Source organism: Streptomyces sp. BBFR25 (genome assembly GCF_044590125.1).
GTDB lineage: Bacteria > Actinomycetota > Actinomycetes > Streptomycetales > Streptomycetaceae > Streptomyces > Streptomyces canus_D.
In genome coordinates this window covers 3,162,789-3,189,231 of sequence record NZ_CP172447.1, presented here as the reverse complement: position 1 = coordinate 3,189,231, position 26,443 = coordinate 3,162,789, and the positions used below count along the sequence as shown (strand labels likewise).

The 26,443-nt window shown below is 70.9% G+C and carries 22 protein-coding genes and 1 tRNA gene; 3 read left to right on the top strand and 20 right to left on the bottom strand.

What is annotated here, in order from left to right; translation table 11 throughout:
* Positions 1–48 precede the first annotated feature (48 nt).
* The 3 genes from ACGH52_RS14390 to ACGH52_RS14380 are packed head-to-tail and all read right to left on the bottom strand — an operon-like array spanning position 49 to position 3,317.
* Positions 49–960, bottom strand: coding sequence for a carbohydrate ABC transporter permease (locus ACGH52_RS14390; protein WP_059300535.1), 912 nt, complete (start codon positions 958–960; stop codon positions 49–51).
* A gap of 12 nt (positions 961–972) precedes the next feature.
* Positions 973–1,986, bottom strand: coding sequence for a carbohydrate ABC transporter permease (locus tag ACGH52_RS14385; RefSeq protein WP_121700924.1), 1,014 nt, complete (start codon positions 1,984–1,986; stop codon positions 973–975).
* Between the two features lie 5 nt (positions 1,987–1,991).
* A complete protein-coding gene (locus tag ACGH52_RS14380) occupies positions 1,992–3,317 on the bottom strand; it encodes an ABC transporter substrate-binding protein (RefSeq protein ID WP_059300533.1) in 1,326 nt (441 codons plus the stop codon).
* A 364-nt stretch (positions 3,318–3,681) separates the two neighbouring features.
* Between ACGH52_RS14380 and ACGH52_RS14375 the strand changes: the two genes are divergently transcribed.
* Positions 3,682–4,737 carry a LacI family DNA-binding transcriptional regulator gene (locus ACGH52_RS14375; RefSeq protein ID WP_059300532.1) on the top strand — a complete coding sequence of 352 codons (1,056 nt, stop codon included), beginning with the start codon at positions 3,682–3,684 and terminating at the stop codon, positions 4,735–4,737.
* A gap of 121 nt (positions 4,738–4,858) precedes the next feature.
* Here ACGH52_RS14375 and ACGH52_RS14370 read toward each other — a convergent pair.
* The 4 genes from ACGH52_RS14370 to ACGH52_RS14355 form a co-directional block, all read right to left on the bottom strand.
* Positions 4,859–4,931: transfer RNA gene (locus ACGH52_RS14370), tRNA-His, on the bottom strand.
* A 123-nt stretch (positions 4,932–5,054) separates the two neighbouring features.
* Positions 5,055–5,657: an oligoribonuclease gene (gene orn / locus ACGH52_RS14365; RefSeq protein WP_059300531.1), complete on the bottom strand. Its 603-nt coding sequence runs from the start codon at positions 5,655–5,657 to the stop codon at positions 5,055–5,057.
* Between the two features lie 256 nt (positions 5,658–5,913).
* Positions 5,914–7,104: a helix-turn-helix domain-containing protein gene (locus tag ACGH52_RS14360; protein ID WP_059300530.1), complete on the bottom strand. Its 1,191-nt coding sequence runs from the start codon at positions 7,102–7,104 to the stop codon at positions 5,914–5,916.
* A 386-nt stretch (positions 7,105–7,490) separates the two neighbouring features.
* Positions 7,491–7,769, bottom strand: coding sequence for a hypothetical protein (locus ACGH52_RS14355; RefSeq protein ID WP_193777645.1), 279 nt, complete (start codon positions 7,767–7,769; stop codon positions 7,491–7,493).
* A 293-nt stretch (positions 7,770–8,062) separates the two neighbouring features.
* Here ACGH52_RS14355 and ACGH52_RS14350 point away from each other — a divergent pair, with 293 nt between their 5' ends.
* Positions 8,063–8,590, top strand: coding sequence for a universal stress protein (locus tag ACGH52_RS14350; protein ID WP_059300528.1), 528 nt, complete (start codon positions 8,063–8,065; stop codon positions 8,588–8,590).
* 36 nt (positions 8,591–8,626) lie between these two features.
* Here the strand turns inward: ACGH52_RS14350 and glmS are convergent, their stop codons facing one another.
* From glmS to ACGH52_RS14335, 3 genes are all read right to left on the bottom strand, one after another.
* On the bottom strand, positions 8,627–10,444 hold the full coding sequence (gene glmS / locus ACGH52_RS14345) for a glutamine--fructose-6-phosphate transaminase (isomerizing) (protein ID WP_076974461.1): 1,818 nt from the start codon (positions 10,442–10,444) through the stop codon (positions 8,627–8,629).
* Positions 10,445–10,495: 51 nt separating this feature from the next.
* Positions 10,496–10,753 (bottom strand): hypothetical protein, encoded by a 258-nt coding sequence (locus tag ACGH52_RS14340; protein ID WP_121702382.1) that lies wholly within the window; start codon positions 10,751–10,753, stop codon positions 10,496–10,498.
* A gap of 87 nt (positions 10,754–10,840) precedes the next feature.
* A complete protein-coding gene (locus ACGH52_RS14335) occupies positions 10,841–11,722 on the bottom strand; it encodes a DUF4429 domain-containing protein (protein ID WP_399939554.1) in 882 nt (293 codons plus the stop codon).
* A gap of 114 nt (positions 11,723–11,836) precedes the next feature.
* On the opposite strand from ACGH52_RS14335, the gene ACGH52_RS14330 reads away from it, so the two are divergent.
* Positions 11,837–13,444, top strand: coding sequence for a beta-N-acetylhexosaminidase (locus ACGH52_RS14330; protein ID WP_059300525.1), 1,608 nt, complete (start codon positions 11,837–11,839; stop codon positions 13,442–13,444).
* Positions 13,445–13,511: 67 nt separating this feature from the next.
* Here the strand turns inward: ACGH52_RS14330 and desD are convergent, their stop codons facing one another.
* The 10 genes from desD to ACGH52_RS14280 form a co-directional block, all read right to left on the bottom strand.
* Complete coding sequence (desD, locus tag ACGH52_RS14325) at positions 13,512–15,281, bottom strand: desferrioxamine E synthetase DesD (RefSeq protein WP_399939551.1); 1,770 nt, start codon at positions 15,279–15,281, stop codon at positions 13,512–13,514.
* Positions 15,278–15,808 (bottom strand): GNAT family N-acetyltransferase, encoded by a 531-nt coding sequence (locus tag ACGH52_RS14320; protein WP_059300523.1) that lies wholly within the window; start codon positions 15,806–15,808, stop codon positions 15,278–15,280. The genes desD and ACGH52_RS14320 overlap by 4 nt, the downstream gene beginning before the upstream one ends.
* A complete protein-coding gene (locus ACGH52_RS14315) occupies positions 15,805–17,085 on the bottom strand; it encodes a lysine N(6)-hydroxylase/L-ornithine N(5)-oxygenase family protein (protein ID WP_059300522.1) in 1,281 nt (426 codons plus the stop codon). The genes ACGH52_RS14320 and ACGH52_RS14315 overlap by 4 nt, the downstream gene beginning before the upstream one ends.
* Positions 17,069–18,511, bottom strand: a complete 1,443-nt coding sequence (gene desA / locus ACGH52_RS14310) for a lysine decarboxylase DesA (protein ID WP_121702378.1) — start codon at positions 18,509–18,511, stop codon at positions 17,069–17,071. Before desA ends, ACGH52_RS14315 begins: the two co-directional genes overlap by 17 nt.
* 144 nt (positions 18,512–18,655) lie before the next feature.
* Positions 18,656–19,516 (bottom strand): siderophore-interacting protein, encoded by an 861-nt coding sequence (locus tag ACGH52_RS14305; protein WP_121702377.1) that lies wholly within the window; start codon positions 19,514–19,516, stop codon positions 18,656–18,658.
* 26 nt (positions 19,517–19,542) lie between these two features.
* On the bottom strand, positions 19,543–20,583 hold the full coding sequence (gene desE, locus ACGH52_RS14300; protein ID WP_121702376.1) for a siderophore-binding protein DesE: 1,041 nt from the start codon (positions 20,581–20,583) through the stop codon (positions 19,543–19,545).
* A 129-nt stretch (positions 20,584–20,712) separates the two neighbouring features.
* The gene (locus ACGH52_RS14295) at positions 20,713–21,873 is read right to left on the bottom strand and encodes an acyl-CoA dehydrogenase family protein (RefSeq protein ID WP_076974675.1); all 1,161 of its coding nucleotides are present in this window, start codon (positions 21,871–21,873) and stop codon (positions 20,713–20,715) included.
* Positions 21,874–21,878: 5 nt separating this feature from the next.
* The gene (locus ACGH52_RS14290) at positions 21,879–22,826 is read right to left on the bottom strand and encodes a hydroxymethylglutaryl-CoA lyase (RefSeq protein ID WP_121702375.1); all 948 of its coding nucleotides are present in this window, start codon (positions 22,824–22,826) and stop codon (positions 21,879–21,881) included.
* The gene (locus ACGH52_RS14285; RefSeq protein ID WP_399946757.1) at positions 22,823–24,772 is read right to left on the bottom strand and encodes an acetyl-CoA carboxylase biotin carboxylase subunit; all 1,950 of its coding nucleotides are present in this window, start codon (positions 24,770–24,772) and stop codon (positions 22,823–22,825) included. Before ACGH52_RS14285 ends, ACGH52_RS14290 begins: the two co-directional genes overlap by 4 nt.
* A gap of 38 nt (positions 24,773–24,810) precedes the next feature.
* Complete coding sequence (locus ACGH52_RS14280) at positions 24,811–26,427, bottom strand: carboxyl transferase domain-containing protein (RefSeq protein ID WP_121702373.1); 1,617 nt, start codon at positions 26,425–26,427, stop codon at positions 24,811–24,813.
* Positions 26,428–26,443: the final 16 nt, after the last annotated feature.

Below are 26,443 nucleotides of genomic sequence, written 5' to 3'. Positions count from 1 at the left end.
GGGGAAGGCGGGGCCGGGACGGCGCTGGCCCGGCCCCCGGGACGGAGGTCATCCCTTGACGGCGCCCTGCATGATGCCGCCCACGATCTGCTTGCCGAAGATCGCGAACACCAGGAGCAGCGGCAGCGTGCCGAGCAGCGCGCCGGCCATGATCAGGGACTGGTCCGGGGTGTAGCCGCGGCCCAGGCCGGCGAGGGCGACCTGCACGGTCGGACTGCCGTTCTGCGTCAGCACCAGGAACGGCCACAGGAAGTCGTTCCAGGACTGCACGAACATCAGCATGCCGAGCACGGCCATCGCGGGCCGCGCCGCCGGGAACACCACGTGCCAGATCACGCGCCAGCTGCTGGCACCGTCCACGCGCGCGGCCTCGATGATCTCGTCGGGCAGCGCCTGGAGCAGGTACTGCCGCATGAAGAAGACGCCGAACGCGTTCACCAGGGACGGCAGGATCACCGCCTGGAGCTGGTCGGACCAGTCCAGCTTCGCGACCATCATGTACAGCGGGATGATGCTCAGCTGCGGCGGCACCATCATCGTGCCGATGACGATCAGCATCAGCGCGTTGCGGCCGCGGAAGCGCAGCTTGGCGAAGGCGAACCCGGCGATCGTCGACAGGAAGACGATGGTGAACGCCGAGATCCCGGCCACGATGGTGGTGTTCAGGAACGCCTCGCCGAGGTTGGCGTCGTTCCAGGCGATCTCGAGCTTGTCGAACAGGTTGCCGCCGAACCAGAACGGCGGCGGCGTCTGGGCGAGCCGCTGGTTGTCGCGCGAGGCGGCGATCGCCGTCCACACCAGGGGGAAGAGCGAGCCGATGGTGAACAGGGCGAGGATGATGTAGGCGATCGGCCCGGCGTGCAGCGTGCCGCCCGCCCGTGCCGCCTTGGGACGTCGTCGGCCCCGCCGGGACGGCTCGGGTGCCGCGTCGGCCGGGGGTTTCGTCATGGTCGTCGTCACGGCCGGTTCTCCTTAACTACTGGCGCGCAGCCGGCGCGAGATGACGGCGTTGAGAATCCCGATCACGATGAGGATCAGGAACATCGCCCAGGCGATCGCGGAGGCGCGGCCCAGGTGCTGGTTGACCCAGCCCTGCTCGTACAGGTACAGGCCGAGCGTCTGGAACTGGTGCTGGGAGCCGCCCGAGGCTCCCTTGTTGGCGTCGAACAGCAGCGGCTCGCCGAAGACCTGCGAGGCGCCGATGGTCGACACGACGACCGTGAACAGGATCGTCGGACGCAGCGAGGGGAGCGTGACGTGGATGAACTGCCGCCAGCGGCTGGCGCCGTCCAGCGCAGCCGACTCGTACAGGTCCTGCGGGATCGCCTGCATCGCGGCCAGGTAGATCAGCGCGTTGTAGCCGGTCCAGCGCCAGATGACGATCGTGGACACGGCGAACTTGGACGCCCACGAGCCGTTCTGCCAGTCGATCTTGTCCAGGCCCACCAGGTCGAGGACCCAGTTGATCATGCCGTAGTCACGGCCGAAGAGCAGGACGAAGACCAGCGAGGCCGCGGCGATCGACGTCGCGTACGGGGCCAGCATGACGACCCGGTAGAAGGTCGAGGCACGCAGCTTGTAGTTGAGGATGTGCGCCAGGCCCATCGCCATCAGCAGCTGCGGCACCGTGGAGATGATGCCGATCCACAGCGTGTTCTTCGCGGCGTTCCAGAAGAACTCGTCGTCGAAGATGCGGGTGTAGTTGTCCAGCCCCGTCCACTTCATGTCGGTGGGCGCGGTCAGCTCCACCGTGTGCAGCGAGGCCCAGCCGGTGTAGATCAGCGGGAACAGGCCGAAGGCGAGGAAGAGCAGGAAGAACGGCGAGACGAACGCGTAGGGGCTCCAGCGCATGTCCCGCTGCCAGCGGCGGGAGAGTTTCGCCCGCCTCTTGCGGTCCGCCTCGGCGGACGCCCTGGTGCCGGGCGGGCGGCCCGGGGCCGCGCCCCCCTTGACGGGGGACGCGGCGGTGTCGTGCCGGGTGGTCATTCCGGTCACTTCTCCAGGTTGTTGTCGATGGTCTTCACGGCGTTGTCCCAGGCTTCCTTGGCGGACTTGCCCTGGGTGACGAGGATGACGCCGTTGTCCGTCAGACCCTGCTGGACGATCTGGTCCTTCGGGCCGATCACCTGGGTCGGGATCTGCTCGGCGGCCTTGGCGAACAGCTCGCCGATCGGCGCGTCACCGGTCATGTCGTTCTTGCCGCCGGTCACCTGGGGGAGCTTGTACGCGGCGGGCGCGCTCGGGAAGCTGCCCATCTTGGAGAAGAGCTTGGCCTGCTGCTCGGGCGCGGTCAGCCAGGTCACCAGCTTCTGCGCCTCCTTCACGTGCTTGCCGCCCTTGGGCACACCCAGGAAGGTGCCGCCCCAGTTGCCGGCCTTCGGGGCCTGGGCGACGTCCCACTTGCCGGCGGAGTCCGGCTGGGACTTGGCCTTGATGGTGCCGAGCATCCACGGCGGGCAGGCGACGGTGGCGAACAGGCTGTTGGAGATGGTCTGGTCCCAGGCCGGCTGGAACTGCGTCTGCGACTGGACCAGCCCCTTCTCGGCCGCCTCGGCGGTCAGGTCGAAGGCGTCCTTGACGGCCGGGTTGGTCTTGTAGATGACCTTGCCGGAGGCGTCGTAGAACTTCTCGTCCTCACTGCTGAGGACGGCGTTGATCAGGCCGCCGGGGGAGTCCATGAAGTAGGTGTCCTTGCCGGCACCCTTCTTGTACTTCTCGCCGGCCTCGATGAACTTGTTCCAGTCCCCGGCCCACAGCTTGGAGACCTCTTCGCGGTCGGTCGGCAGGCCGGCCTTCTCGAACAGGTCCTTGCGGTAGCAGATGGCCATCGGACCGATGTCGGTGCCCAGGCCGATCGTGGCGCCGTCCTTGGTGGTGGCCTGCTGCCACTTCCAGTCGAGCCAATTGCTCTTCTGGACGCCCGCGGCCTTGGACATGTCCTCGAACTTGTCCGCCTGGGTGGCGACTACCTCGGCGATGTTGCCGACCTCTATCGCCTGCACGTCCTGGAGGCCGCTGTTGGTGGTGAGGTGGTTGACCAGAGCGGGGTAGTAGTTCTCGTTCCGCTCGGTGACGTTCTCCTCGATGTTGATGTCCGGGTTGAGCTTCTCGTACTCGTCGTAGAGACCGGCTTCCTTGAAGCCCATCGTCCCGAACAGACCGAGGGTGATGGTGGTCTTGCCGCTGCTGTCGCCCGACGACGAGCTGTCCTCGTCGTTCCCGTCGTCGGCACAGCCGGCCAGCAGCCCGGCGCCCAGCGACGCGATGGCCGCCATGACCACCACCCTGCGGGCCGATCCTCTGCGTGCTGCTCGCATTGCGTCCTCCTGTTGCCCTGACGTGCCGACCCCCCGGCCAACTACATGGTTGGACCCGCTGCTTCATGTGTTTCGTTCGTCGCTGCGGCTCGGGCGGGGAACGTGCGGGATGTGTATGTGCCAGGTAGTGTGGGAGCGCTCCCACAAGTGATGTGTTGAAGAGTCGTCGGTCCGGGCGGGGGTGTCAAGGGAGCGGACGCGACGAAATGCGTTCAGTTATCGGCCTGTTAACTGGACGTTGCGAGCGGCGCGGAGACGCCCCCGCGCGACGGGGGAGGGACCGGAGTCGGTCATTACACCCGACCGGCCTGTTAAATTCCAGGCCAGCCGCAGAGTGCGGGGGTGACGACGGGAGGCGGAGCCGATGGCAAGCCACGGAGTGCGTGGTCGGAGCGGTGGCCGGCCCACCCTCGAAGAGGTCGCGGCCCGCGCGGGCGTCGGCCGCGGCACGGTCTCCCGCGTGATCAACGGCTCCCCGCGGGTCAGCGACGCGACCCGGGCGGCCGTCGAGGCGGCGGTCGCGGAGCTGGGTTACGTCCCGAACACGGCGGCCCGTGCGCTGGCGGCCAACCGCACGGACGCGATCGCCCTGGTGGTGCCGGAACCGGAGACCCGGTTCTTCGCGGAGCCCTACTTCTCGGACATGCTGAAGGGCGTCGGCGCCGAGCTGTCCGACACCGAGATGCAGCTGCTGCTGATATTCGCGGGCAGCGACCGGGAGCGGGAGCGGCTCGCCCAGTACCTCGCGGCGCACCGGGTGGACGGCGTCCTGCTGGTGTCGGTGCACGCCGACGACCCGCTGCCCGACCTGCTGACCCAGCTGGAGATCCCCGCGGTGATCAGCGGCCCGCGCTCGGCCGCGGAACCGCTGGCGTCGGTGGACTCGGACAACTACGGCGGCGCCCGGTCGGCCGTCGAGCACCTGCTCTCCCGCGGCCGCGGCCGCATCGCCCACATCACCGGTCACCTCGCCGTCTACGGCGCCCAGCGACGCGTCGACGGCTACCGCGACGCCCTGCGGGGGGCGGGCCACGAGGTGGACGAGGGGCTGATCGAACCGGGCGACTTCACCGAGGAGGGCGGACGCCGCGCGATGGCTCAGCTGCTGCGCCGCCACCCCGACGTGGACGCGGTCTTCGCCGCCTCGGACGTCACCGCGGCGGGCGCGAGCCAGGTCCTGCGCGAGGCGGGCCGGAGCATCCCGGACGACGTGGCGCTGGTCGGCTACGACGACTCGGCCATCGCCCGCCACATGGAGCCGCCGCTGACCAGCGTGCGCCAGCCCATAGAGGAGATGGGCCGCGCGATGATCGACCTGCTGCTGACCGAGATCGCCGACCGCCGCCCGGCCGTCTCACGGGGACTGGAACGGCACCAGGTGGTGCTGGCGACGGAGCTGGTGGAGCGCAGGTCTTCCTGACGCCGTACGGGGGCCGCGCGCCGGGGTGTGCGGCCCCCGTACGGCGCCCCGTGCGCGTGTGGTGAGTGCTCTCACGCAATCAGCCGGTGGCTCTCGCGAGAGCCACCGGCTGATTACTCAGGGTGAGTGACGGGACTTGAACCCGCGGCATCCTGGACCACAACCAGGTGCTCTACCAGCTGAGCTACACCCACCAAGGCCGGTGCTCGAAATCCCGCGTGGCGGGGTTTCCCGACCGGCTGAGAAAAAGTGTACAGGGTCCGAAGGGGTGCTCGCGCCCGGCTTTCCGGAGGCCGCCGCCCGGCGGACCCGCGCCCCTAACCGGCGGACACGACGTGCTTCGCGGCGATCGCCCTGGCCGTGTCGGAGTCGGGGCCGGGCTGCGGGACGAAGACCGCCTCCCGGTAGTAGCGCAGTTCGGCGATGGACTCGCGGATGTCGGCGAGCGCCCGGTGGTTGCCGTTCTTCTCGGGGCTGTTGAAGTACGCCCGCGGGTACCAGCGGCGGGCCAGCTCCTTGATCGAGGAGACGTCGACGATCCGGTAGTGGAGGTAGCCCTCCAGCGTCGCCATGTCCCGCAGCAGGAAGCCGCGGTCGGTGCCGACGGAGTTGCCGCACAGCGGGGCCTTGCCGGGCTCCTTCACGTGCTCCCGCACGTACGCCAGGACCTGGGCCTCGGCGTCCGCCAGGGTCGTGCCGCCGTCCAGCTCGGCGAGGAGTCCGGACGCGGTGTGCATCTCACGCACCACCTCCGGCATCGTCTCCAGGGCCCGGTCCGGCGGGCGGATGACGATGTCGACGCCCTCGCCGAGGATGTTCAGCTCGGAGTCGGTGACGAGGGCGGCAACCTCGATGAGCGCGTCGTCGGACAGCGAGAGGCCGGTCATCTCGCAGTCGATCCACACCATGCGATCGTTCATGCGGCCACTGTACGGGGGGCGCCTGTTCATGTGGTCCCCGGCGTCCGTGCCGGGCCTGCTGGGGGCTGCCGCCCCCAGGCCCCCGCTTCGGCCCTGAACGGGCCTCGTCCTCAAACGCCGGACGGGCTGAGTTGCCCCTGCCCGGCGTCGGACGTGAACGCCGGACGGGCTGAGTTGCCCCTGCCCGGCGTCGGACGTGAACGCCGGACGGGCTGGGAGCTCCCGTCCGGCGTTTCGGGTGTTGCGGCACCTCACCTCACGGCGCGCTGCGCTGGCCCGGGACTCCGGCCGCGCCCGCCGGCATGGGGGTGGCGGTGCGGCGGGTCTGGAACGGGACCGCGTTCTCCGGGGGGAGGGCAGCCGGTGGGTCGGACGGGGGCAGGGGCCGGGAGGCGCCCGCGGTGTCCGGGTCGGGCTGGCGCTCGCTCTGGGGGCGGCGGGCCCGGTAGGCCGCCCGGTAGGCGGCCGGGGACGAGCCCAGCTGGCGGCGGAAGTGGCCGCGCAGGGCGACCGGCGAGCGGAAGCCGCAGCGGCCCGCGACCTCGTCCACCGAGTAGTCCGACGTCTCCAGCAGGCGCTGCGCCTGGAGGACCCGCTGGGTGATCAGCCACTGGAGCGGGGCGCTGCCGGTCAGCGAGCGGAACCGGCGGTCGAAGGTGCGGCGGCTCATGTAGGCGCGCGCGGCCAGCGTCTCCACGTCGAACTGCTCGTGGAGGTGCTCCAGTGCCCAGGCGACGACCTCGGCGAGCGGGTCGGCGCCGATCTCCTCCGGTAAAGACCGGTCGAGGTAGCGCTCCTGGCCGCCGCTGCGGCGCGGGGGGACCACCAGCCGGCGGGCCAGCGCGCCGGCCGCCTCGTTGCCGTGGTCCGTGCGCACGATGTGCAGGCACAGGTCGATCCCGGCCGCGGTGCCCGCGGACGTCAGCACGTCGCCGTCGTCCACGAACAGTTCGCGCGGATCGACGTGCACCGACGGATAGCGCTTGGCCAGCGTCGGCGCGTACATCCAGTGTGTGGTGGCGGGGCGGCCGTCCAGCAGGCCGGCCGCCGCGAGGACGAAGGCGCCCGTGCACAGTCCGACTATGCGTGCCCCCTCCTCGTGCGCCCGGCGCAGCGCGTCGAGCGCCTCCTCCGGCGGTGGCGAGGTGATCGAACGCCAGGCGGGTACGACGACCGTGCCCGCGCGCGAGATCGCCTCCAGCCCCTGCGGCGCGGTGAGTTCCAGGCCCCCCGTGGTCCGCAGCGGGCCCTCCTCACCGGCGCACACCAGCAACCGGTAGCGCGGCACGCCGGCGTCCTGGCGGTCGATCCCGAACACCGACAGCGGTATGGAACTCTCGAAGATGGGGCCGCCGCTGAACAGCAGCACCGCGACGATCTCCTTGCGGCGTCGCCCGGAAAGCTTCCGGGCCGCGGCTTCCGGCGCGGCAGCGGAGTCGTGGCTCATACTGCTAAGCCCCCCTCGGTGGTCGCGGCGCCCTTCACCCTTCGGGTCTGTCGCTCCAACACGTTTCCCCTCGGTCCTGCACGAGTCCCCCGCCGTAGACGGTCAAGATCGAATCTACTGTGTCCCGCCGCGCCGAGGTGGCTGGTTCGGCACTTGGGACATTGTCGACATGGCAACTTGGCGTGAAGCAGTCGATCACGAAGCGTTGCACTCCGGGGAGCCCCTGGGAAGTGCGCCTTGTGTCAGTGGCCAATCCACGTAGGGTGCGGAGGGGTCCCGAGACCCTTTCCGTGCAGGTGGAACGGGGGTTTGGGGGTGGTGAGGGGTGCAGATGCGCCACCTGCGGAAGTTGGCTGAAAAGAAGCGGAACGGTGCGCGGAAACCGGTCAGTCGACCGGTGTGTTTTCCCCCGCGTGGCGCCCGCCCCTGCGGACCCGCGGCCGGGCCGCGACGCGCTCGGAACGCCGCAGCAGCAGACGGCAGACGCCGGTCACGGCGGCCAGGCCGAAGGCCGTGCCGACGGCACCCGCGAACGAGGCCCCGTACCAGAGGAGCGCGACGGGGACGAGAAAGCAACTGAACGCCGCCCAGCGGACGAGATCGGTGACGCCGTCCCGGCCGGAGGGGCCGGACGTCGGTTCGGCGCGGCGGTGCGGTCCTGGCACGGGTGCTCCCTGGGATGGCGGCATGGAGATCAACGCCCGCGCGGCCCGTCGGTCACGACCGGTCACGGACAGTTGAATCCTGAGCAAACCGCCTGTACAGAGCAGCAACCATTGCGTTACGGGCACCCTCTCGGGCATGCTCCGGTGAATCCTGCGGGGGACCCTCCGCGGGATCTGGGCGAAGGAGGCGTGCCGCCGTACCCTTGGGGGTATGGGGTTGGGAAGACCATTCCCGGACACAGCTCCGCCGCACACTGTTGTCCCCCATAGAGGATAAAAACGCCGAGACAGCCATGGCCGGTCACGAATTCTTCGAACCCGCGGACCGCAAGCGGCCCGTCGCCGAACCTACGGCGGCCGAGCCCCTGGCGGCCGACGAGCCACGCCAGTCGTGCGATCCAGCCTTCAAGCACGGCGTCGTCGTCGGCTTCGACGGCTCCACCTCCAGCGAGCGCGCCCTCGCCTACGCCATCGGCATGGCCTCCAGGCTGGCCTCCGGCCTGGTCATCGTGCATGTCGCCAACCGGCTGCCCACCACGGTGTGGGCCGGCTGCGAACCCCCGGTCTTCGTCGACGTGCCCGACCACCGCACCGAGGTGCTCGGTCTGGAGCTGGCGTGCGCGGACTACCTCGCCGACGTGCCCTGGATCCTCGTCGAGCGCGGCGGCGACATCTGCCACGAACTCGAAGAGGTGGGGCGGGAGTACGAGGCGGACGCCATCGTCGTCGGCTCCAGCCACGGCCTGGTCGGCCGGATCTTCGGCTCCGTCGCCGGCCGGCTCGCCAAGCGGGCGAAGCGGCCCGTGGTGGTCATCCCCTGACAACCCCCCGACGGGCCGCGGACGCGGACGGCCCGGCTACTCCACCGTCACCGACTTGGCGAGGTTGCGGGGCTTGTCGATGTCCCGGCCCAGCGCCAGGGCCGTGTGGTACGCGAGGAGCTGGAGCGGGATGCCCATGAGGATCGGGTCCAGCTCGTCCTCGTTCTTCGGGACGACGATGGTGTGGTCGGCCTTCTCCTGCTCCTGGTGGGCGACGGCGAGGATCTGGCCGCTGCGGGCCTTGATCTCCTCCATGGCCGCGCGGTTCTTCTCCAGCAGGTCGTCGTCCGGCACGATCGCGACCGTCGGCAGGGCCGGCTCGATCAGGGCGAGCGGGCCGTGCTTCAGCTCGGAGGCCGGGTACGCCTCGGCGTGGATGTAGGAGACCTCCTTGAGCTTGAGGGAGGCCTCGCGGGCGACCGGGTAGCCCCGGACGCGGCCGATGAAGAGCATCGAGCGGGCGTCGGCGTACTGCGCGGCCAGCTTCTTGACGTCCTCCTCCTGCTTCAGCATCTCCTCGATCTGCGCCGGCAGCTTGCGCAGGCCCTCGATGATCCGCTTGCCGTCGCGCACCGACAGGTCGCGGGTGCGGCCCAGGTGCAGGGCGAGCAGCGCGAAGGCGACGCAGGTGTTGGTGAAGCACTTGGTGGAGACGACGCACACCTCGGGCCCGGCGTGCACGTACATGCCGCCGTCGGCCTCGCGGGCGATCGCCGAACCGACCACGTTGACGACGCCGAGGACCCGGGCGCCCTTGCGCTTCAGCTCCTGCACGGCGGCCAGCACGTCGTAGGTCTCACCGGACTGGGAGACGGCGATGTACAGGGTGTCGGGGTCGACGACCGCGTTGCGGTAGCGGAACTCGGAGGCGGGCTCGGCGTCCGCGGGGATGCGTGCCAGCTCCTCGATCATCTGGGCGCCGATCTGGCCCGCGTGGTACGAGGTGCCGCAGCCGAGGATCTTCACGCGGCGCACGGCGCGCGCGTCGCGGGCGTCCAGGTTGAGGCCGCCGAGGTGCACGGTGGAGAAGCGGTCGTCGATCCGGCCGCGCAGCACGCGGTCCACGGCCTCGGCCTGCTCGTGGATCTCCTTGTGCATGTAGGTGTCGTGGCCACCCATGTCGTAGGAGGCGGCCTCCCACTCCACGGTGGTGGGCTCGGACGTGGTGCGGGTGCCCTCGGTGGTGTACGTGCGGAAGTCGTCGGCCTTGAGGGTGGCCATCTCGCCGTCGTCGAGGGTGACTATCTGGCGGGTGTGGGCGACCAGCGCGGCGATGTCGGAGGCGACGAACATCTCCTTCTCGCCGATGCCGAGCACGACCGGCGAGCCGTTGCGGGCCACGACGATGCGCTCGGGGAAGTCGGCGTGCATCACGGCGATGCCGTACGTGCCCTCGATGACCCGCAGGGTCTCGCGGACCTTGTCCTCCAGCTTCTCGGCCTCGGAGCGGGCGATGAGGTGGACGAGGACCTCGGTGTCGGTCTCGGAGAGGAACTCGACGCCGTCCGCCTCCAGCTTGCGGCGCAGGTCGGCGGCGTTGTCGATGATGCCGTTGTGGACGACGGCGACCTTGTTGTCGGCCGACATGTGCGGGTGGGCGTTCACGTCGGAGGGGGCGCCGTGGGTGGCCCAGCGGGTGTGGGCGATGCCGGTGGTGCCCTTGAAGCGCGCCGGGACCTTGGCCTCCAGGTCGCGCACCCGGCCCTTGGCCTTGACCATCCTGAGGCCGGCCGCCTTCGGGGAGGTCACCACGATGCCCGCCGAGTCGTACCCGCGGTACTCCAGGCGCTGGAGGCCTTCGAGGAGCAGGGGCGCGACGTCACGCTTGCCGATGTATCCGACGATTCCGCACATGTATCCGTAAACCTCGTGTCTCTCTTCGGCCTCTCGGCCGTAGCCGGCTTCTCAGCCGTAGACGATGCGGCGCAGCTGACGGAGCGACAGCTCCGGGGGTGCGACCGCCCGGTATTTCAGTTCCGCCTCGATCCGCTCGAAGATCGCCGCGTTCACCAGGCCCTGGGCCTGGAGCTCGCGGTGGCGGCGACGGACGTACTCCTCGGTCGTCTCGTCGAAATAGGCGAGCACGTCCTGGACCACGCGCAGTGCCTCGCCCCGGCTCAGGGGGGTGGACCGCGTCAGATGATCAACGAGTTCGTCGTGCACCCGGTAGATCCTGGGGTAAGAGAGACGCTTGCGCAAGAATCCTGCCCGATATCGGGCAGGCGTGCGGAAAACTGTGCGGTGCCTTGACTACATGCGCTTCAGTACCGCCTGCTTCGCCAGGGTGAACTCCCCGTCCGTCAGTACCCCGGAGCGGTGCAGCTCGCCCAGCTCCCGCAGTCTGCGCAGCAGCGCGTCGTGGTCGTCCTCGGCGGCCGGTGCGGGTGCGGGGGGCTCGTCGGCCGCGCGGGCGTCCGCCAGGGCCGCGCGGGCGGCCGGGTGCGGGAGGCGGGCCTGTACGGCCGCGGCCACCAGGGCCATCAGCGGGTCCTTCTTGAAGCCCCACAGCTCCACGGCGTTGGGGTCGTACTTCGGCGGCACCTTGCTCGGCGCCGCCCGCACGGTGAAGCGGAGGTGGCCGTTCTCCAGACCGACCGTCGGCTGCCACTCCACGGCGGTGATGTCGGCGAGCGGGAGGGTGCGCGGCCCGGCGGCCGACTTGGCGTCCTCCGCCTGCCACTTCCACTCCAGCCGCACCCGCTCGCCGTCGAAGCTCGCGACCGCGTCCCCGGCCGACACCGACAGCGGCACCGAGGGGCCCGGCAGCAGATAGGCGTCCACCGGGCCGGACGGGACCTGGTCGAGGAGCAGCGCGTTGCGCACCTCGTCCACGAAGTACTCGGCCACCCCGTACCGGTCGGACTCCACCAGGAGCTGGTACGGGTCGTGCGGCTCCGTCAGCCGGCCGCCCGTCGCGTGCAGCAGGGGGTCGGCGCCGTCCCGCAGCCGCAGCCTGAGCCGCCCCGACTTCTTCCCCTGCTCGAACGATATGCCCGCCAACGCCGCCAGCGGCACGAGCAGTTCACCCAGTTCCCTGCGGAGCAGACTGACGTTCTTGTCCCGGCCGGGTGTCAGCCGCAGGGCGTCGCCGTCGAAGACCCACGTTCCGTCCTTCTGGATGATTTCCGCCATGCGGGGATTGTTTCATCGCCGCCGCGGGCGGTGATGGTGCGGGAGAGTGGTCCGCACCCGTCCCCAACCCCCGTCCTCGGACCCCTGATTGCACGCCTCGCGAAGGGAGCGCACGTGAGACCTCATCGACGGCACCACAGAACGACTCCCCGCATCACCCGGCTGCTGGGAGCGCTGCTGCTGGTGGCGGCGGTCGGCGCCATGACCACCGGCGCCGCCCCGGACCGGAAGACGGCCGCGGAACCGACCCCCCTGGACCGGGTGATCCCGGCCCCCGCCTCGGTCGACCCCGGCGGCGCCCCGTACCGCATCACCCGCGGCACCCACATCCGCGTCGACGACTCGCGCGAGGCCCGCCGCGTCGGCGACTACCTCGCGGACCTCCTGCGGCCCGCCACCGGATACCGGCTCCCCGTCACCTCCCACGGCCACGGCGGCATCCGGCTGCGCCTGGCCGAGGGCCCGTACGGCGACGAGGGCTACCGCCTCGACAGCGGACGCTCCGGCGTCACCATCACCGCCCGCGAGGCCGCCGGGCTCTTCCACGGCGTCCAGACCCTGCGTCAGCTGCTGCCCGCCGCCGTCGAGAAGGACACCGCGCAGCCCGGCCCCTGGCTGGTCGCGGGCGGCACCATCGAGGACACCCCGCGCTACGCCTGGCGCAGCGCCATGCTCGACGTCTCCCGGCACTTCTTCAGCGTCGACGAGGTCAAGCGCTACATCGACCGCGTCGCCCTCTACAAGTACAACAAGCTCCACCTGCACCTCAGCGACGACCAGGGCTGGCGCCTCGCCATCGACTCCTGGCCGCGCCTGGCGACCTACGGCGGCTCCACCGAGGTCGGCGGCGGACCCGGCGGTTACTACACCAAGGCGGACTACAAGGAGATCGTCCGCTACGCGGCCTCCCGGCACCTGGAGGTCGTGCCCGAGATCGACATGCCCGGTCACACCAACGCCGCCCTCGCCTCATACGCCGAGCTGAACTGCGACGGCGTGGCACCCCCGCTCTACACCGGCACCAAGGTCGGCTTCAGCACGCTGTGCGTGGACAAGGACGTCACCTACGACTTCGTGGACGACGTCCTCGGCGAACTCGCCGCGCTCACCCCCGGCCGCTACCTGCACATCGGCGGCGACGAGGCGCACTCCACGCCGAAGGCCGACTTCGTGACGTTCATGAAGCGGGTGCAGCCGATCGTCGCCAAGTACGGCAAGACGGTCGTCGGCTGGCACCAGCTGGCCGGCGCCGAACCGGTCGAGGGGGCGCTCGTCCAGTACTGGGGCCTGGACCGCACCAGCGACGCGGAGAAGGCCGAGGTCGCCGAGGCCGCCAGGAACGGCACCGGGCTGATCCTCTCCCCGGCCGACCGGACGTACCTGGACATGAAGTACACCAAGGACACCCCGCTCGGCCTGTCCTGGGCGGGCTACGTCGAGGTGCAGCGCTCCTACGACTGGGACCCGGCCGCCTATCTGCCGGGCGCCCCGGCCGAGGCGGTCCGCGGGGTCGAGGCCCCGCTGTGGACGGAGACCCTGTCCGACCCGGACCAGCTGGACTTCATGGCCTTCCCGAGGCTGCCGGGCGTCGCCGAGCTGGGCTGGTCCCCGGCGTCGACGCACGACTGGGACACCTACAAGGTGCGGCTCGCCGAGCAGGCGCCGCGCTGGGAGGCGATGGGGATCGACTACTACCGCTCGCCGCAGGTGCCCTGGACCTGACCCGGACGGCACGACGGGCACCCCGGAGGACCGTCTCCGGGGTGCCCGCCCGTCCGTGGGCCGGTGGCTACCGGCCCGCCAGGGGGTTCCTCAGATTCCCGACGAGCTGGAGCGCGCCGGACGGGTCGGCCAGGTCCACCATCTGCCGGTTGTCGCGCAGCTGGAGCCGGTTGAGGCAGGACAGCGCGAACTCGGGCGCGAACATGTCGTACCGCTCGAACTTGTCGGCCAGCTCCGGCACCGACTCCTGGTACTCCCGGGTGACCTCCGCGACCGTCCGCCAGAAGGCGTCCTCCTCCAGGTACCCCTCACTCGCGAGGTTCGCGGAGAGGAAGCGGAAGAAGCAGTCGAAGACGTCCGTGAAGATGGACAGGAGCTTCTTGTCGTCCGGCACGTCCACCGCGATGCGGGAGACCTCCGGCGGCAGTACGGCGTCGGGGTCCATCACCGCGATCTCCTCGGCGATGTCCTTGTAGACCGCCCGCCGCACCACCCCGTCCTCCAGCACCAGGATCACGTTCTCGCCGTGCGGCATGTACACCAGGTCGTAGGCGTAGAAGCTGTGCAGCAGCGGGACGTAGTAGGCGCGCAGGTAGTGCCGCAGCCACTCGGTGGGCGTGAGCCCGGACCGCTCGATCAGCGCGCCCGCGAAGGAGGCGCCCTCGTGGTCCACGTGGACCAGGGAGGCCATGGTGGCGAGCGTCTCGCCCTCCCGGAGGGACGGCACCGGGCTCTCCCGCCACAGTGCCGCCAGCATCTTGCGGTAGGGCGAGTAGCGGTCGGTGGCCTGCTCGTACTCCAGGTGCCGGTAGCCCACGGCCGCCCGCTCCCGGATGATGCTCAGCCCCGTCGCCTTCAGCACCGGGTCGCCCTCGATCAGCCGGGCGAGCCAGTCGTTGATGGCCGGGGTGGCCTCCATGTACGCCGCCGACAGACCGCGCATGAAGCCCATGTTGAGGACGGACAGGGCCGTCTTCACGTAGTGCTTCTCGGGGTGCGAGGCGTTGAAGAAGGTGCGGATCGACTGCTGGGCCAGGTACTCGTCGTCGCCCTCGCCGAGGCACACCAGGAGCCCGCGGGCGACCTCGGCGGCGAAGGTGACGGTGAGCTTGTTCCACCACTGCCAGGGGTGGACCGGGATGAGCAGGTAGTCGGCCGGGTCCAGGCCGCGCTCGCGCAGCACGCCGTGGAAGCGGTCGACGGTGGCCGCGCCCAGCTCGTCGCGGACGAAGGACTCGTACTCGATGCCCACGCCCGCCGTGAACGCCGCCCGCGAGCGGTGCGCGGCCAGCCACACCAGCCGGACCGGGCTCGCGGTCTCGGGGGCGTACGACAGGTACTCGTGGATGCCGAAGCCGAGGCGCCCGTTGTTGGCGACGAAGCAGGGGTGGCCCTCGGTCATGCCGGTCTCGACGGCCTGGAAGTCGCTGCGCGCCAGCTCGGCGGAGGTGAGCTGCGGCTTGGTCAGCTTGTAGCAGGTCCCGGAGAGGGTGGAGGAGATCTCCTCCAGGTAGACCGGGAGGATCTCGTCGCTCAGGCCCAGGGTCTGCTTCAGCTCGATGAAGAAGTCCAGCGCGGCGATCGGCAGTTCGGCGCCCTCGCGGTGGCGGGTGATCGAGTCGGCGTCCACCTGCCAGTGGTCCAGGGCGCGGACGGTGGCGGTGAAGCGGTACGCGGTCTGGCCGTCGTCGCTGCGGACGACGTACTCGTCACCGTCCCGTTCCGGTGTGATCAGCCGCTCGTGCGCGAACTCGGCGAGGCCCTTGCGGACCAGCAGGCGGTTGGCCGTCTCCCAGCGTTCGGGGGTCAGGTGGGCCACGGCGTCGGCGAGGCTCATGCGGACACCGCCGTCGCGGCGAAGAACTGCTCCCGGGTGCAGAAGCTCAGCAGCGCCTTCTTCTCCGGCTTCTGGATCTCGCGCTCCGCCACGAAGCCGACGGCCTCGTTCAGGGCGTGGACGGCCTTGTTGTGGACGTCTGGTTCGACGACCACCCGCCGGGTGGCCGGGTCCTCGAAGAGGTGCGCCATGACGGCGGTGATCACGGAGCGGGTGAAGCCGTGCACCGGCCTGTCCGTCGGCGGCGTGAGGAAGTGCATGCCGACGTCCCCGGGCTGCGGCTCGTACAGGCCCACCAGTTCGCGGTGGGCGGGGTCGTACTTCTCCATCAGAAAGGCGGGCTCGCCGTCCCGCAGGCCCAGCAGGGCGTGGTGGTGCTCGTCGGCGGCCATCTCCATGTACGCGCGCTCGACGTCCTCCAGTTTCGCGTCCTGCATCATCCAGAAGGCGGCCTTGGGGTGGGTGACCCAGGTGTGCAGGAGCTCGGCGTCCTTCAGCGGGTCGAGGGGGCGGAACGTGAAGGTCATACGGAGAACTCCTGAAACGCGATGGTCTTCTCGACCGGGTAGTACTCGCGGCCGAGCAGCTCCCGGACGATGCAGCTGTTGCGGTAGGCGCCCATGCCCAGGTCGGGGCTGGTGACGCTGTGTGCGTGGACTCCCGCGTTCTGCAGGAACACGCCGCCTCCCGTGACGTCGACCGCGTAGTTGCGGCCTATGTCGAAGTTGCCCCGGGAGTCGTAGCGCAGCCGGTCACGGACGGGCTTGAGGAACTCCGGCTCGGCGTACCGGTAGCCGGTGGCGAGGACCAGGCCCTCGGTCTCGATCTCGAAGTCCTTGCCCTGCTCCTCCTGGCGGAAGCCGAGCGTGTAGGTGCCGTCCGCGTAACGGGCCTCGGTCAGCGCCGAGTTGGTGAGCAGGCGGGTGGGGACCGGACCGGCGAGCTTCTTCTGGTAGAGCAGGTCGAAGATCTCGTTGATCAGGTCGCCGTCGATGCCCTTGAAGAGGCCCTTCTGCTCGGCCGTGAGGCGGTAGCGGGTGTCCTCGGGCAGCGCGTGGTAGTAGTCCACGTACTCCGGGGAGGTCATCTCCAGCGTCAGCTTGGTGTATTCGAGGGGGAAGAAGCGCGGGGAGCGGGTCACCCAGTTCAGCCGGTAGCCGTGGACGTCGATCTCGCCCAGCAGGTCCAGGTAGATCTCGGCGGCGGACTGGCCGCTGCCGACCAGCGTGATCGACTTCTTCTTCACCAGCTCCGCCCGGTGCCGCACGTACCGGGAGTTGTGGAGGAAGTCGCCCGCCAGGCCCCGGCAGGCGTCCGGGATGTGCGGCGGGGTGCCGGTGCCGAGGACGAGGCGGCGGGCGCGGTAGGTGTCGCCGGAGGTGGTGGCGACGGTGTACAGCTCCTCGCGCTCGTCGTAGGTGACCTCGGTGACCGTGGTCGAGAAGCGGACGCTGCGCAACTGGTGCGCGGCCCAGCGGCAGTAGTCGTCGTACTCGACGCGCAGGGGGTAGAAGTTCTCCCGGATGTAGAACGAGTACAGCCGGCCCTTCTCCTTCAGGTAGTTGAGGAAGGAGTACGGCGAGGTCGGGTCGGCGAGCGTGACCAGGTCCGACATGAACGGGGTCTGGAGGTGGGCGCCGTCCAGGAACATGCCGGCGTGCCACTCGAAGTCCGGCTTGGACTCCAGGAAGACGCCGTTCAGCTCGGCGATGGGCTCGGTGAGGCAGGCGAGGCCGAGGTTGAAGGGGCCGAGGCCGATGCCCACGAAGTCGTACGGGGCGCTGGCTTCAGGAAGCGCGGTCAAGGGAGTCTCCCAGGTACTGCTCGGCGTGGCCGGCGATCAGGTCGAGGACGGCGGCGATGTCGGCCGTGGTCGTCTCGGGGTTGAGCAGGGTGAACTTCAGGTAGTGGCGACCGGCCACCTTGGTGCCCGCGACCACGGCGTCGCCGGAGGCGAACAGGGCCTTGCGGGCGTACAGGTTGGCGCGGTCGATCTCGGCGGGGTCGGTGACGGCCGCCGGGATGTGGCGGAAGACCAGGGTGGAGAGCGACGGCTCGACGACCACGTCGAAGCGCGGGTCGGCGGCGAGCAGTTTCCAGCCCTCGGCGGCCAGGTCGCAGACCTCGTCGAAGAGCTGCCCGATGCCGTCGGCGCCCATCACGCGCAGCGTCATCCACAGCTTGAGCGCGTCGAAGCGGCGGGTGGTCTGCAGGGACTTGTCCACCTGGTTGGGGATACGTTCCTGCACCATGCGGCGCGGGTTGAGGTACTCCGCGTGGTAGGTGGCGTGGCGCAGCGTGGCCGCGTCCCGGACCAGCACCGCGGAGGAACTCACGGGCTGGAAGAAGGACTTGTGGTAGTCCACGGTGACCGAGTCGGCGCGCTCGATGCCGTCGATGCGGTGCCGGTACTTCAGGGAGGCGAGCAGTCCGCAGCCGTAGGCCGCGTCGACGTGCATCCACACGCCGTACTGCTCGCACAGCCCGGCGATCTCCGGCAGCGGGTCGATCGAGCCGAAGTCGGTGGTGCCGCCGGTGGCGACGACGGCCATGGGGACCAGGCCGTCCTGCGCACAGCGCTCCAGCTCACGGGCGAGGGCGACGGTCTGCATGCGCTTGTCGTGGTCGACGGGGATCGACACGACGGCGTCGGGGCCGAGGCCGAGCAGTTTCGCGGACTTCTTCACGCTGAAGTGGCTGACCTCGGAGGCGAAGATGCGCAGGTCGGCGAGGGACTCGGCCTTCGCCTCCTCGCGGGCGAGCAGCAGCGCCTGGAGGTTGGACTGGGTGCCGCCGGAGGTGAACACGCCGTCGGCCGCCGGGCCGAGGCCGATGCGGGCGCAGGTCCAGTCGATCAGCTTGCGCTCGATGAGCGTGCCGCCCGCGGACTGGTCCCAGGTGTCCAGGGAGGAGTTGACGGCGGACAGGACCGCCTCGCCGAGCACCGCCGGTATGACGACCGGGCAGTTGAGGTGGGCGAGGTAGCGGGGGTGGTGGAAGTAGACGGCGTCGCGCAGGTAGACGTCCTCCAGCTCGTCGAGGACCGCGGCCGTGTCGTGCAGCGGCTTGTCGAGGTCGATCCCGTCGATACGGGGGGAGAGGGCGTCGACCGTGACACCGGTGAACGGGCGGTCGGTGGTGGCGATTCTGGCGGCCACCCGCTCGACTCCTTCGGTCACGGAGCGGCGGTACTGCTCCGCGGTGGCGTCGTTGAGCAGGTGCGAGCGCATGTGGGGGTCCTCCGGTGGGGACGGTCCGAGAGGGGCGGAGAGGGCGGAACCCTCGCTTCGACTTAGGTTAGCCTAACCTAAGTTGATTCGATCAAACGCGTGCCTTTGGGTGACTGCCGTCACGGTGGCCCCAGGGGTCGGACGTCAGCCCTGCTCGCGGAGTTGTTCCTCCGTCAGGCCGCGGCGCCAGTAGCCGACGAAGGTGACGCGTCGGCGGTCGATGCCGCGCTCGCCCACGAAGTGCCGCCGCAGCTCCTTGACGCACCCGGACTCGCCCGCGATCCAGACGTAGGGGTGCGCGGCGGGCGGGAGTTGTGCGTCGCGGAGGGTGGCGAGGGCCGCCCCGGGGCCGCCGCCGGCGTCCCTGACCAGCCAGGTGACCTCGGCGTCCGCGGCCGTCCGGAGGTCCTGCACATCGTCGGCGTGCGGCACCTCCAGCCAGACCCGGGCGCGGGTGCCGGCCGGCAGTGCCTCCACGATCGCGCAGGCGGCCGGTACGGCGGTCTCGTCGCCCCAGATCACCACCAGGTCGGTGTCCTCGGGCGGCCGGAAGCGGATCGCCCGGTTGTCGGCGACCGCCGGGCCGAGCAGCAGCACCCGGTCGCCGGGGGTGGCGCCGGCGGCCCAGCGGGCGGCGGGACCGGCGTCGATCCCCGCCCCCGGTTCGACGCCGTGCAGGACGAAGTCGACGTCGACCTCGGCGGTGTGCCCGTCGGCGTCCCGGCGCAGTGCCCGCAGCGTGTACGAGCGCATCACCGCCCGCACGTCGTCCGGCAGTTCCCGCCAGCCCTGCCACCAGCCGTCGCCCAGCTCCACCGGCACGGCGGGCTCCGTCTGCCCCGGGTGCGGCAGGAACAGCGACAGCGACTGGTCGAGGCCGTCGGAGTGGAAGGCGCGCAGGTCGGGCCCGGCGAAGGTGACCCGGGCCAGGGACGGGCCGAGCCGCCTCGTCCGTACGACTTGGAGGGAGAAGAAACGGAACGGGGCGGCTACGGCCGTCGTCATGGGGGGCTCCGGAGAAGGGGGGAGGGTCAGCCGACCTTCTTGGCGTTCTCGATCGCCTCGGCCAGGTTGTCCAGCAGGGGGGTGCACTTGTCGTAGGACAGGATCGGCTCGGGGGAGCGGGCGATGACCTGGCCGGCCTTGACCGCGGGGAGCTGCTTCCAGGTGCCCTCGGTGATGTCGGCGGGCTGGATGGTCGAGGCGCGGTCGTCCATGATGATGACGTCGGCCGGGTACTTGTCGACGTTCTCCCAGCTCAGGGACTCGAACCAGCCGCCGGTCGCCTTCTTGGCCGCCTCGGAGGGCTCGACGAAGTTCACGCCGAGGGCCTTGAAGTACTCCAGGTCCACCGAGAGGTTGGTGCCGGAGACGTAGAACAGGTCGGGGCTCGCGGAGCCGGCCAGCACCCGGATCTCGGGCCTGGCCTTGGCGGCGGCGCGCAGCCGGGCGGCGGCCTTGTCGAAGGCGGCCTTGGCGTCGGTGACCTTCTTGGCCTTCATGTCCGCGCCGAGCGACTCGGCCAGCTCCCACATGCGCTGGAGCGGCTGGGTGAGCTGGCGGTCGAAGACGGAGACGGCCACGCTCGGGGCGAGCTTGGCGATCTTGTCCTTCGACTCCTCCGGGACGGACCACAGGGTGCCCGCGGTGTCGAAGGTCGTGGTGATGAGCACCTCGGGGGCGAGGGAGGCGTACTTCTCGACGTTGAGCTTGCCCCACTCGTTGCCGAGGACGGTGACCTTGTCCACGTCCAGGTCGCCGGCCTGCACGTCGGGCTTGCCGTCCTTGGTGGTGGTCGGGCCGAAGACGCCCTTGACCTGGACGCCGTAGTCGAAGAGGGCGGCGGCGACGCCGGTGAAGGCGACGATGTTCGTCGGCACCTTGTCCAGCTTCACGGTCGTGCCGCGGTCGTCCTTGAAGGACCAGGGGCCGGACTTGGCGGCGCCCTCGCTCGTCCCGCCGCTGTCCTTGTCGCCGTCGCCGCAGGCCGCGAGCACGGCGCCGAGGCCGAGGGCGCCGCCTGCGGCGAGGATTCCGCGGCGGGTCGGGTGGGTAGCGCTGGCGTTGGACATGGTGGTGGCTGCCTTCGAACGGTGCGGAGCGTCGTGCCCTGCGGGACAATTCGAAGGTAGGTTAGCCTAACCTCAGATCTTGTCCAGGGGCGGGGCCCGCGCACGGCCCCGCCCCCGGCCGCCCGAGCCTCAGCTCACCAGCCCCAACTCCCGTGCGATCAGCATCCGCTGGACCTCGCTGGTGCCCTCGCCGATCTCCAGGATCTTCGCGTCCCGCCACATGCGGGCCACCGGGTACTCGTTCATGAAGCCGTAGCCGCCGTGGATCTGGGTGGCGTCCCGGGCGTTGTCCACCGCGACCGTCGACGAGTACAGCTTCGCCAGCGCCGCCTCCTTCTTGAACGGCTCCCCCGCCACCAGCCGCGAGGCCGCGTCCCGCCAGGCGAGCCGGGCCGTGTGGGCCTTCATCTCCATGTCGGCGATCTTGAACTGGATGGCCTGGTTGGCGCCGATGGGCTTGCCGAAGGCGTGACGTTCCTTCGCGTAGGCGACCGACTCGTCCACACAGCCCTGCGCGAGCCCCGTGCCCAGCGCGGCGATGGCGATGCGGCCCTCGTCCAGGATGCGCAGGAACTGCGCGTAGCCGCGCCCCAGTTCGCCCAGCAGGTTCGCCGCCGGGACCCGGACGTCGGCGAAGGACAGCTCACGGGTGTCCGAGGCGTTCCAGCCGACCTTCGAGTACGGGGCGGCCACCGTGAAGCCCGGGGTGCCCGACGGGACGATGATCGACGAGATCAGCGGGCGGCCGTCCGGCTTGCGGCCGGTGACCGCCGTGACCGTCACCAGGCCCGTGATGTCCGTGCCGGAGTTGGTGATGAAGCACTTGGTGCCGTTGATCACCCACTCGTTCGTGGCCTCGTCCAGGCGGGCCGTCGTACGGGTCGCGCCCGCGTCGCTGCCGCCGTCCGGCTCGGTGAGGCCGAAGGCGCCCAGGATCTCGCCCGAGCACAGGCGGGGCAGCCACTGGCGCTTCTGCTCCTCGGTGCCGAAGAGATGGAGCGGCATCGCGCCCAGCGAGACACCCGCCTCCAGCGTGATCGCCACCGACGAGTCGACCCGGGCCAGCTCCTCCAGGGCCACGCCGAGGGCGAAGTAGTCGCCGCCCATGCCGCCGTACTCCTCAGGGAACGGCAGCCCGAACAGGCCCATGCGGCCCATCTCGCGGACGATCTCGTACGGGAACTCGTGCCGCTCGTAGAAGTCGCCGATCTTCGGCGCCACCACGTCGTGCGCGAACGCCTCGACCGTGCGGCGCAGTTCTTCCAGTTCGGGGGAGAGCTTGTGGTCCATGGTGTTCACGACTCCTGGTGGGAGAGGGCTCGAACGGTGCGGGACGGGCTCGGTCGGCCCAGGTGCGCGGCCATCCAGACGCTTGTGGCGACCAGACGGCCGAGGTCGACTCCGGTGTCGATGCCGAGGCCCCGCAGCATCCACACGAGGTCTTCGGTGGCGAGGTTGCCGGTGGCGGACTTCGCGTACGGGCAGCCGCCGAGACCGCCGGCGGAGGCGTCGACCGTGGTGACGCCCTGCTGGAGCGCGGCCAGCGTGTTGGCCAGGGCCTGGCCGTAGGTGTCGTGGAAGTGCACGCCCAGCGCGGAGACCGGCACGCCCGCCCCGGCCAGCGCGGTGAGCAGCGCCGTCACATGGCCCGGGGTGGCCACCCCGATGGTGTCGCCCAGGCTCAGCTCGTCGCAGCCCAGGTCCAGCAGGGCCCGGCAGACCCGCACCACCTGGGGGACCGGGACCGGACCCTCCCACGGGTCGCCGAAGCACATGGAGAGATAGCCGCGGACGTGCACGCCGCTCGCCTTCGCCCGGGACACCACCGGTTCGAACATGGCCAGCGCCTCGTCCACCGTGCGGTTGAGGTTGGCCTTGGCGAAGGACTCCGTGGCGCTGGCGAAGACCGCGACGCGGCGCGCGCCGAGCGCCAGGGCCCGGTCCAGGCCCCTCTCGTTCGGCACCAGCACCGGCAGCTCGACGGGCAGGTCCGCGACCGCCGGGAACAGCTCCTCCGCGTCCGCCAGCTGGGGGACCCACTTGGGGTGGACGAAGCTCGTCGCCTCGATGGTGGTCAGACCCGTGCCGGCCAGGCGCCGGACGAACTCCGCCTTGACGGCCGTGGGCACGGTCGCCTTCTCGTTCTGCAGTCCGTCGCGCGCGCCGACCTCGTGGATGCGGACGCGGGCGGGCAGCCCTTCGGCCGGTACGGCCATCGGGAGGCCCAGTTCGGGGGCGTTCATGCCGTCTCCTCCTCCGCCGCTTCGTCGACGGGCGCGATGACCGCGAGCACCTGGTCCATGGCGACGGTCGTGCCCGGCGCCACGTCCAGCTCGGCGACGGTGCCCGCGTGCGGGGCGGAGACGACGTGCTCCATCTTCATCGCCTCCACCACCAGCAGGCTCTGCCCGGCGCTCACCTCGTCGCCGACGGCGACCTTCACCACCGTCACCGTGCCCGGCATCGGCGCGGTCAGCGAGTCGGCGCCCGCGTGGGCGGCCCGGTCGAGGGAGGCGGCGACCGGGTCGTGGTCGCGCACCTGCCAGGCGTCGCCGTCGCGGCCCAGCCAGTCGGCGGCGCGGTGGAAGGTGTGCCGGACGCCGTCCAGGGTGACGGCGACCCGGTCCTCGGTGACGGTGTGGGAGCCGCGCGGGGTGTGCGTGACGGGTTCGAGTCCCGTCGCGCGCAGGGGGAAGGCGACCGGCTTGGGTTCGCCGCCGGTACGCCAGCCGTTCGGCACCGAGAACGGGTCCGTCCAGCCGTCGCCGCGCGGGCGCAGCGCCTCCAGCCGCACGGCCGCCGCCGCCTCGTACACCTCCTCCGGTACGCCGGTGGCGACCAGGCCGTCGACCTCGCGCTCCACCAGCCCCGTGTCCAGCTCGCCCGCCACCACCGCCGGGTGCGCCAGCAGCCGCCGCAGGAACCCGGCGTTGGTCTGCACGCCCAGGGTGACCGTCCCGGCGAGCGCCGCCCGGAGCCTGCGCAGCGCGGTCTCCCGGTCGGGGCCGTAGGCGATCACCTTGGACAGCATCGGGTCGTACAGGCTGCCCACCTCGGTGCCTTCGCTGAGCCCGGAGTCGGTGCGTACGCCGTCGCCCTCGGGCTCGCGCAGCCGCAGCACCGTGCCGCCGGACGGGAGGAAGCCCCGCGCAGGGTCCTCCGCGCACAGGCGGGCCTCGATCGCGTGGCCGGTCAGCCGTACGTCCTGCTGGGCGAACCCGAGCCGCTCACCGGCCGCCACCCGCAGCTGGCACTCCACCAGGTCCAGGCCGGTCACCAGCTCGGTCACCGGGTGCTCGACCTGGAGCCGGGTGTTCATCTCCATGAAGTAGTACTGGGAGGGGTCGCTGCCGGGGACGATGAACTCCACCGTGCCCGCGCCCCGGTAGCCGCAGGAGCGGGCCGCCTGCACGGCCGCCTCGCCCATCGCGGCGCGGGTCGCCTCGTCCAGCAGGACGCTCGGCGCCTCCTCGATCACCTTCTGGTGGCGGCGCTGGAGCGAGCACTCGCGCTCGCCCAGGTGCACCACGTTCCCGTGGCCGTCGGCCAGCACCTGGATCTCGATGTGCCGGGGCCGGTCGATCCACCGCTCCACCAGCAGCGTGTCGTCGCCGAAGGAGGCGCGGGCCTCGCGGCGCGCGGCGGCGATCTCGTCGGCCAGCACGGCCGCGTCCCGCACCAGCCGCATGCCCTTGCCGCCACCGCCCGCCGACGGCTTGAGCAGCACCGGGGTGCCGATCTCGCGGGCGGCGTCGGCCAGTTGCGCGTCGGTGAGCCCGCTGCCGCTGGAGCCGGGGACGACCGGCACCCCGGCCGCCCGCACCGTCTCCTTGGCGCGGATCTTGTCGCCCATCAGGGCGATGGCGTCGGCGGACGGCCCGATGAAGACCAGCCCCGCCTCCTCGCAGGCCCGCGCGAAGGCGGCGTTCTCCGCGAGGAAGCCGTATCCCGGGTGCACGGCCTGCGCCCCCGTCCGTGCCGCCGCCTCCAGCAGCCGCTCGGCGGACAGATAGCTCTCCGTCGCCGGGGCCGGGCCGATCCGTACCGCGTCGTCGGCCTCGCGCACGTGCCGCGCGTCCGCGTCGGCGTCGGAGAAGACCGCCACCGAGCGCACGCCCATCGCGCGCAGGGTCCGGATGACGCGGACGGCGATCTCACCCCGGTTGGCGACGAGCACGGTGTCGAACATGCGTGGCGTTCCGTTCGTGTTCTGCATGGGTCCCCTCCTCACATCCGGAAGACGCCGAACCGGGGCTCGCCCAGTGGCGCGTTGGCACACGCGGTCAGGGCCAGGCCCAGCACCTGCCGGGTGTCGGCGGGCTCGATCACGCCGTCGTCCCACAGGCGGGCGGTCGCGTAGTAGGCGTTGCCCTGGCGCTCGTACTGGGCGCGGACCGGCGCCTTGAAGGACTCCTCCTCCTCGGACGGCCACTCCTCCCCGCGCGCCTCCAGCTGGTCCCGCTTGACGGTGGCCAGCACGGAGGCGGCCTGCTCGCCGCCCATCACGGAGATCTTGGCGTTGGGCCACATCCACAGGAAGCGCGGCGAATACGCCCGCCCGCACATCGAGTAGTTCCCCGCGCCGTACGAACCGCCGACGACCACCGTCAGCTTCGGCACGCGGGTGCACGCCACCGCCGTCACCATCTTGGCGCCGTGCTTGGCGATGCCCCCGGCCTCGTAGTCCCGGCCCACCATGAACCCGGAGATGTTCTGGAGGAACACCAGCGGGATGCCGCGCTGGTCGCACAGCTCGATGAAGTGGGCGCCCTTCTGGGCCGACTCGGAGAACAGGATGCCGTTGTTGGCGACGATCCCCACCGGGTGGCCGTGGATGCGGGCGAAGCCGGTGACCAGGGTCTGCCCGTACTCGGACTTGAACTCGGCGAACCGGGAGCCGTCCACCACGCGCGCGATGACCTCGCGGACGTCGTAAGGGGTGCGGGAGTCGACCGGCACCGCGCCGTACAGCCCCTGCGGGTCCACCTTCGGCTCCACCGCGGGCTCCACGCCCCAGGGGAGGGTGCCGCGCTCCGGCAGGGTGGCGACGATCTGCCGCACGATGCGCAGGGCGTGCGGGTCGTCCTCCGCGAGGTGGTCGGTCACGCCCGACACCCGCGCGTGGACCTCGCCGCCGCCCAGCTCCTCCGCCGTGACCACCTCGCCGGTGGCCGCCTTCACCAGCGGTGGGCCGCCCAGGAAGATCGTGCCCTGATTGCGGACGATCACCGCCTCGTCGCTCATCGCCGGGACGTACGCGCCGCCCGCCGTGCAGGAGCCGAGGACGGCCGCGATCTGCGGGATGCCCGCGCCGGACATCCGGGCCTGGTTGTAGAAGATCCGCCCGAAGTGCTCGCGGTCGGGGAAGACCTCGTCCTGCATCGGCAGGAAGGCGCCCCCCGAGTCGACGAGGTACAGGCACGGCAGCCGGTTCTCCAGCGCCACCTCCTGCGCCCGCAGGTGCTTCTTCACGGTCATCGGGTAGTACGTGCCGCCCTTGACGGTGGCGTCGTTGGCGACGATCACGCACTCCCGGCCGCTGACCCGGCCGATGCCGGCGATGACGCCCGCTGCTGGGGCCGCTCCGTCGTAGAGCCCGTCGGCGGCGAGCGGCGCCAGCTCCAGGAACGGCGAGCCCGGGTCGAGCAGTGTGTCCACGCGGTCGCGCGGCAGCAGCTTGCCCCGCGCGGTGTGCCGGGCCCGCGCCCGCTCGCCGCCGCCCAGCCGGGCCGCCGCGAGCTTGGCGCGCAGTTCCTGAACGAGGACGGCGTGCGCCTCCTCGTTGGCCCGAAAGGCCTCCGACGCGGGATCAGCCGCCGTCGTCAGCTCCGGTGCCTCGTGCATCCTGCGGTCCCCTCAC

What these genes read in the sequence shown, in the direction of transcription:
- ACGH52_RS14350 (WP_059300528.1), top strand. Translation starts at nt 8,063, where the DNA reads ATGGCCGGTCACGAATTCTTCGAACCCGCGGACCGCAAGCGGCCCGTC.
- glmS (WP_076974461.1), bottom strand. Translation starts at nt 10,444, where the DNA reads ATGTGCGGAATCGTCGGATACATCGGCAAGCGTGACGTCGCGCCCCTG.
- ACGH52_RS14375 (WP_059300532.1), top strand. Translation starts at nt 3,682, where the DNA reads ATGGCAAGCCACGGAGTGCGTGGTCGGAGCGGTGGCCGGCCCACCCTC.
- desE (WP_121702376.1), bottom strand. Translation starts at nt 20,583, where the DNA reads ATGTCCAACGCCAGCGCTACCCACCCGACCCGCCGCGGAATCCTCGCC.
- ACGH52_RS14305 (WP_121702377.1), bottom strand. Translation starts at nt 19,516, where the DNA reads ATGACGACGGCCGTAGCCGCCCCGTTCCGTTTCTTCTCCCTCCAAGTC.
- ACGH52_RS14320 (WP_059300523.1), bottom strand. Translation starts at nt 15,808, where the DNA reads ATGACCTTCACGTTCCGCCCCCTCGACCCGCTGAAGGACGCCGAGCTC.
- ACGH52_RS14360 (WP_059300530.1), bottom strand. Translation starts at nt 7,104, where the DNA reads ATGAGCCACGACTCCGCTGCCGCGCCGGAAGCCGCGGCCCGGAAGCTT.
- desD (WP_399939551.1), bottom strand. Translation starts at nt 15,281, where the DNA reads ATGAGCCTCGCCGACGCCGTGGCCCACCTGACCCCCGAACGCTGGGAG.
- ACGH52_RS14285 (WP_399946757.1), bottom strand. Translation starts at nt 24,772, where the DNA reads ATGTTCGACACCGTGCTCGTCGCCAACCGGGGTGAGATCGCCGTCCGC.
- orn (WP_059300531.1), bottom strand. Translation starts at nt 5,657, where the DNA reads ATGAACGATCGCATGGTGTGGATCGACTGCGAGATGACCGGCCTCTCG.
- ACGH52_RS14335 (WP_399939554.1), bottom strand. Translation starts at nt 11,722, where the DNA reads ATGGCGGAAATCATCCAGAAGGACGGAACGTGGGTCTTCGACGGCGAC.
- desA (WP_121702378.1), bottom strand. Translation starts at nt 18,511, where the DNA reads ATGCGCTCGCACCTGCTCAACGACGCCACCGCGGAGCAGTACCGCCGC.
- ACGH52_RS14280 (WP_121702373.1), bottom strand. Translation starts at nt 26,427, where the DNA reads ATGCACGAGGCACCGGAGCTGACGACGGCGGCTGATCCCGCGTCGGAG.
- ACGH52_RS14380 (WP_059300533.1), bottom strand. Translation starts at nt 3,317, where the DNA reads ATGCGAGCAGCACGCAGAGGATCGGCCCGCAGGGTGGTGGTCATGGCG.
- ACGH52_RS14290 (WP_121702375.1), bottom strand. Translation starts at nt 22,826, where the DNA reads ATGAACGCCCCCGAACTGGGCCTCCCGATGGCCGTACCGGCCGAAGGG.
- ACGH52_RS14295 (WP_076974675.1), bottom strand. Translation starts at nt 21,873, where the DNA reads ATGGACCACAAGCTCTCCCCCGAACTGGAAGAACTGCGCCGCACGGTC.
- ACGH52_RS14385 (WP_121700924.1), bottom strand. Translation starts at nt 1,986, where the DNA reads ATGACCACCCGGCACGACACCGCCGCGTCCCCCGTCAAGGGGGGCGCG.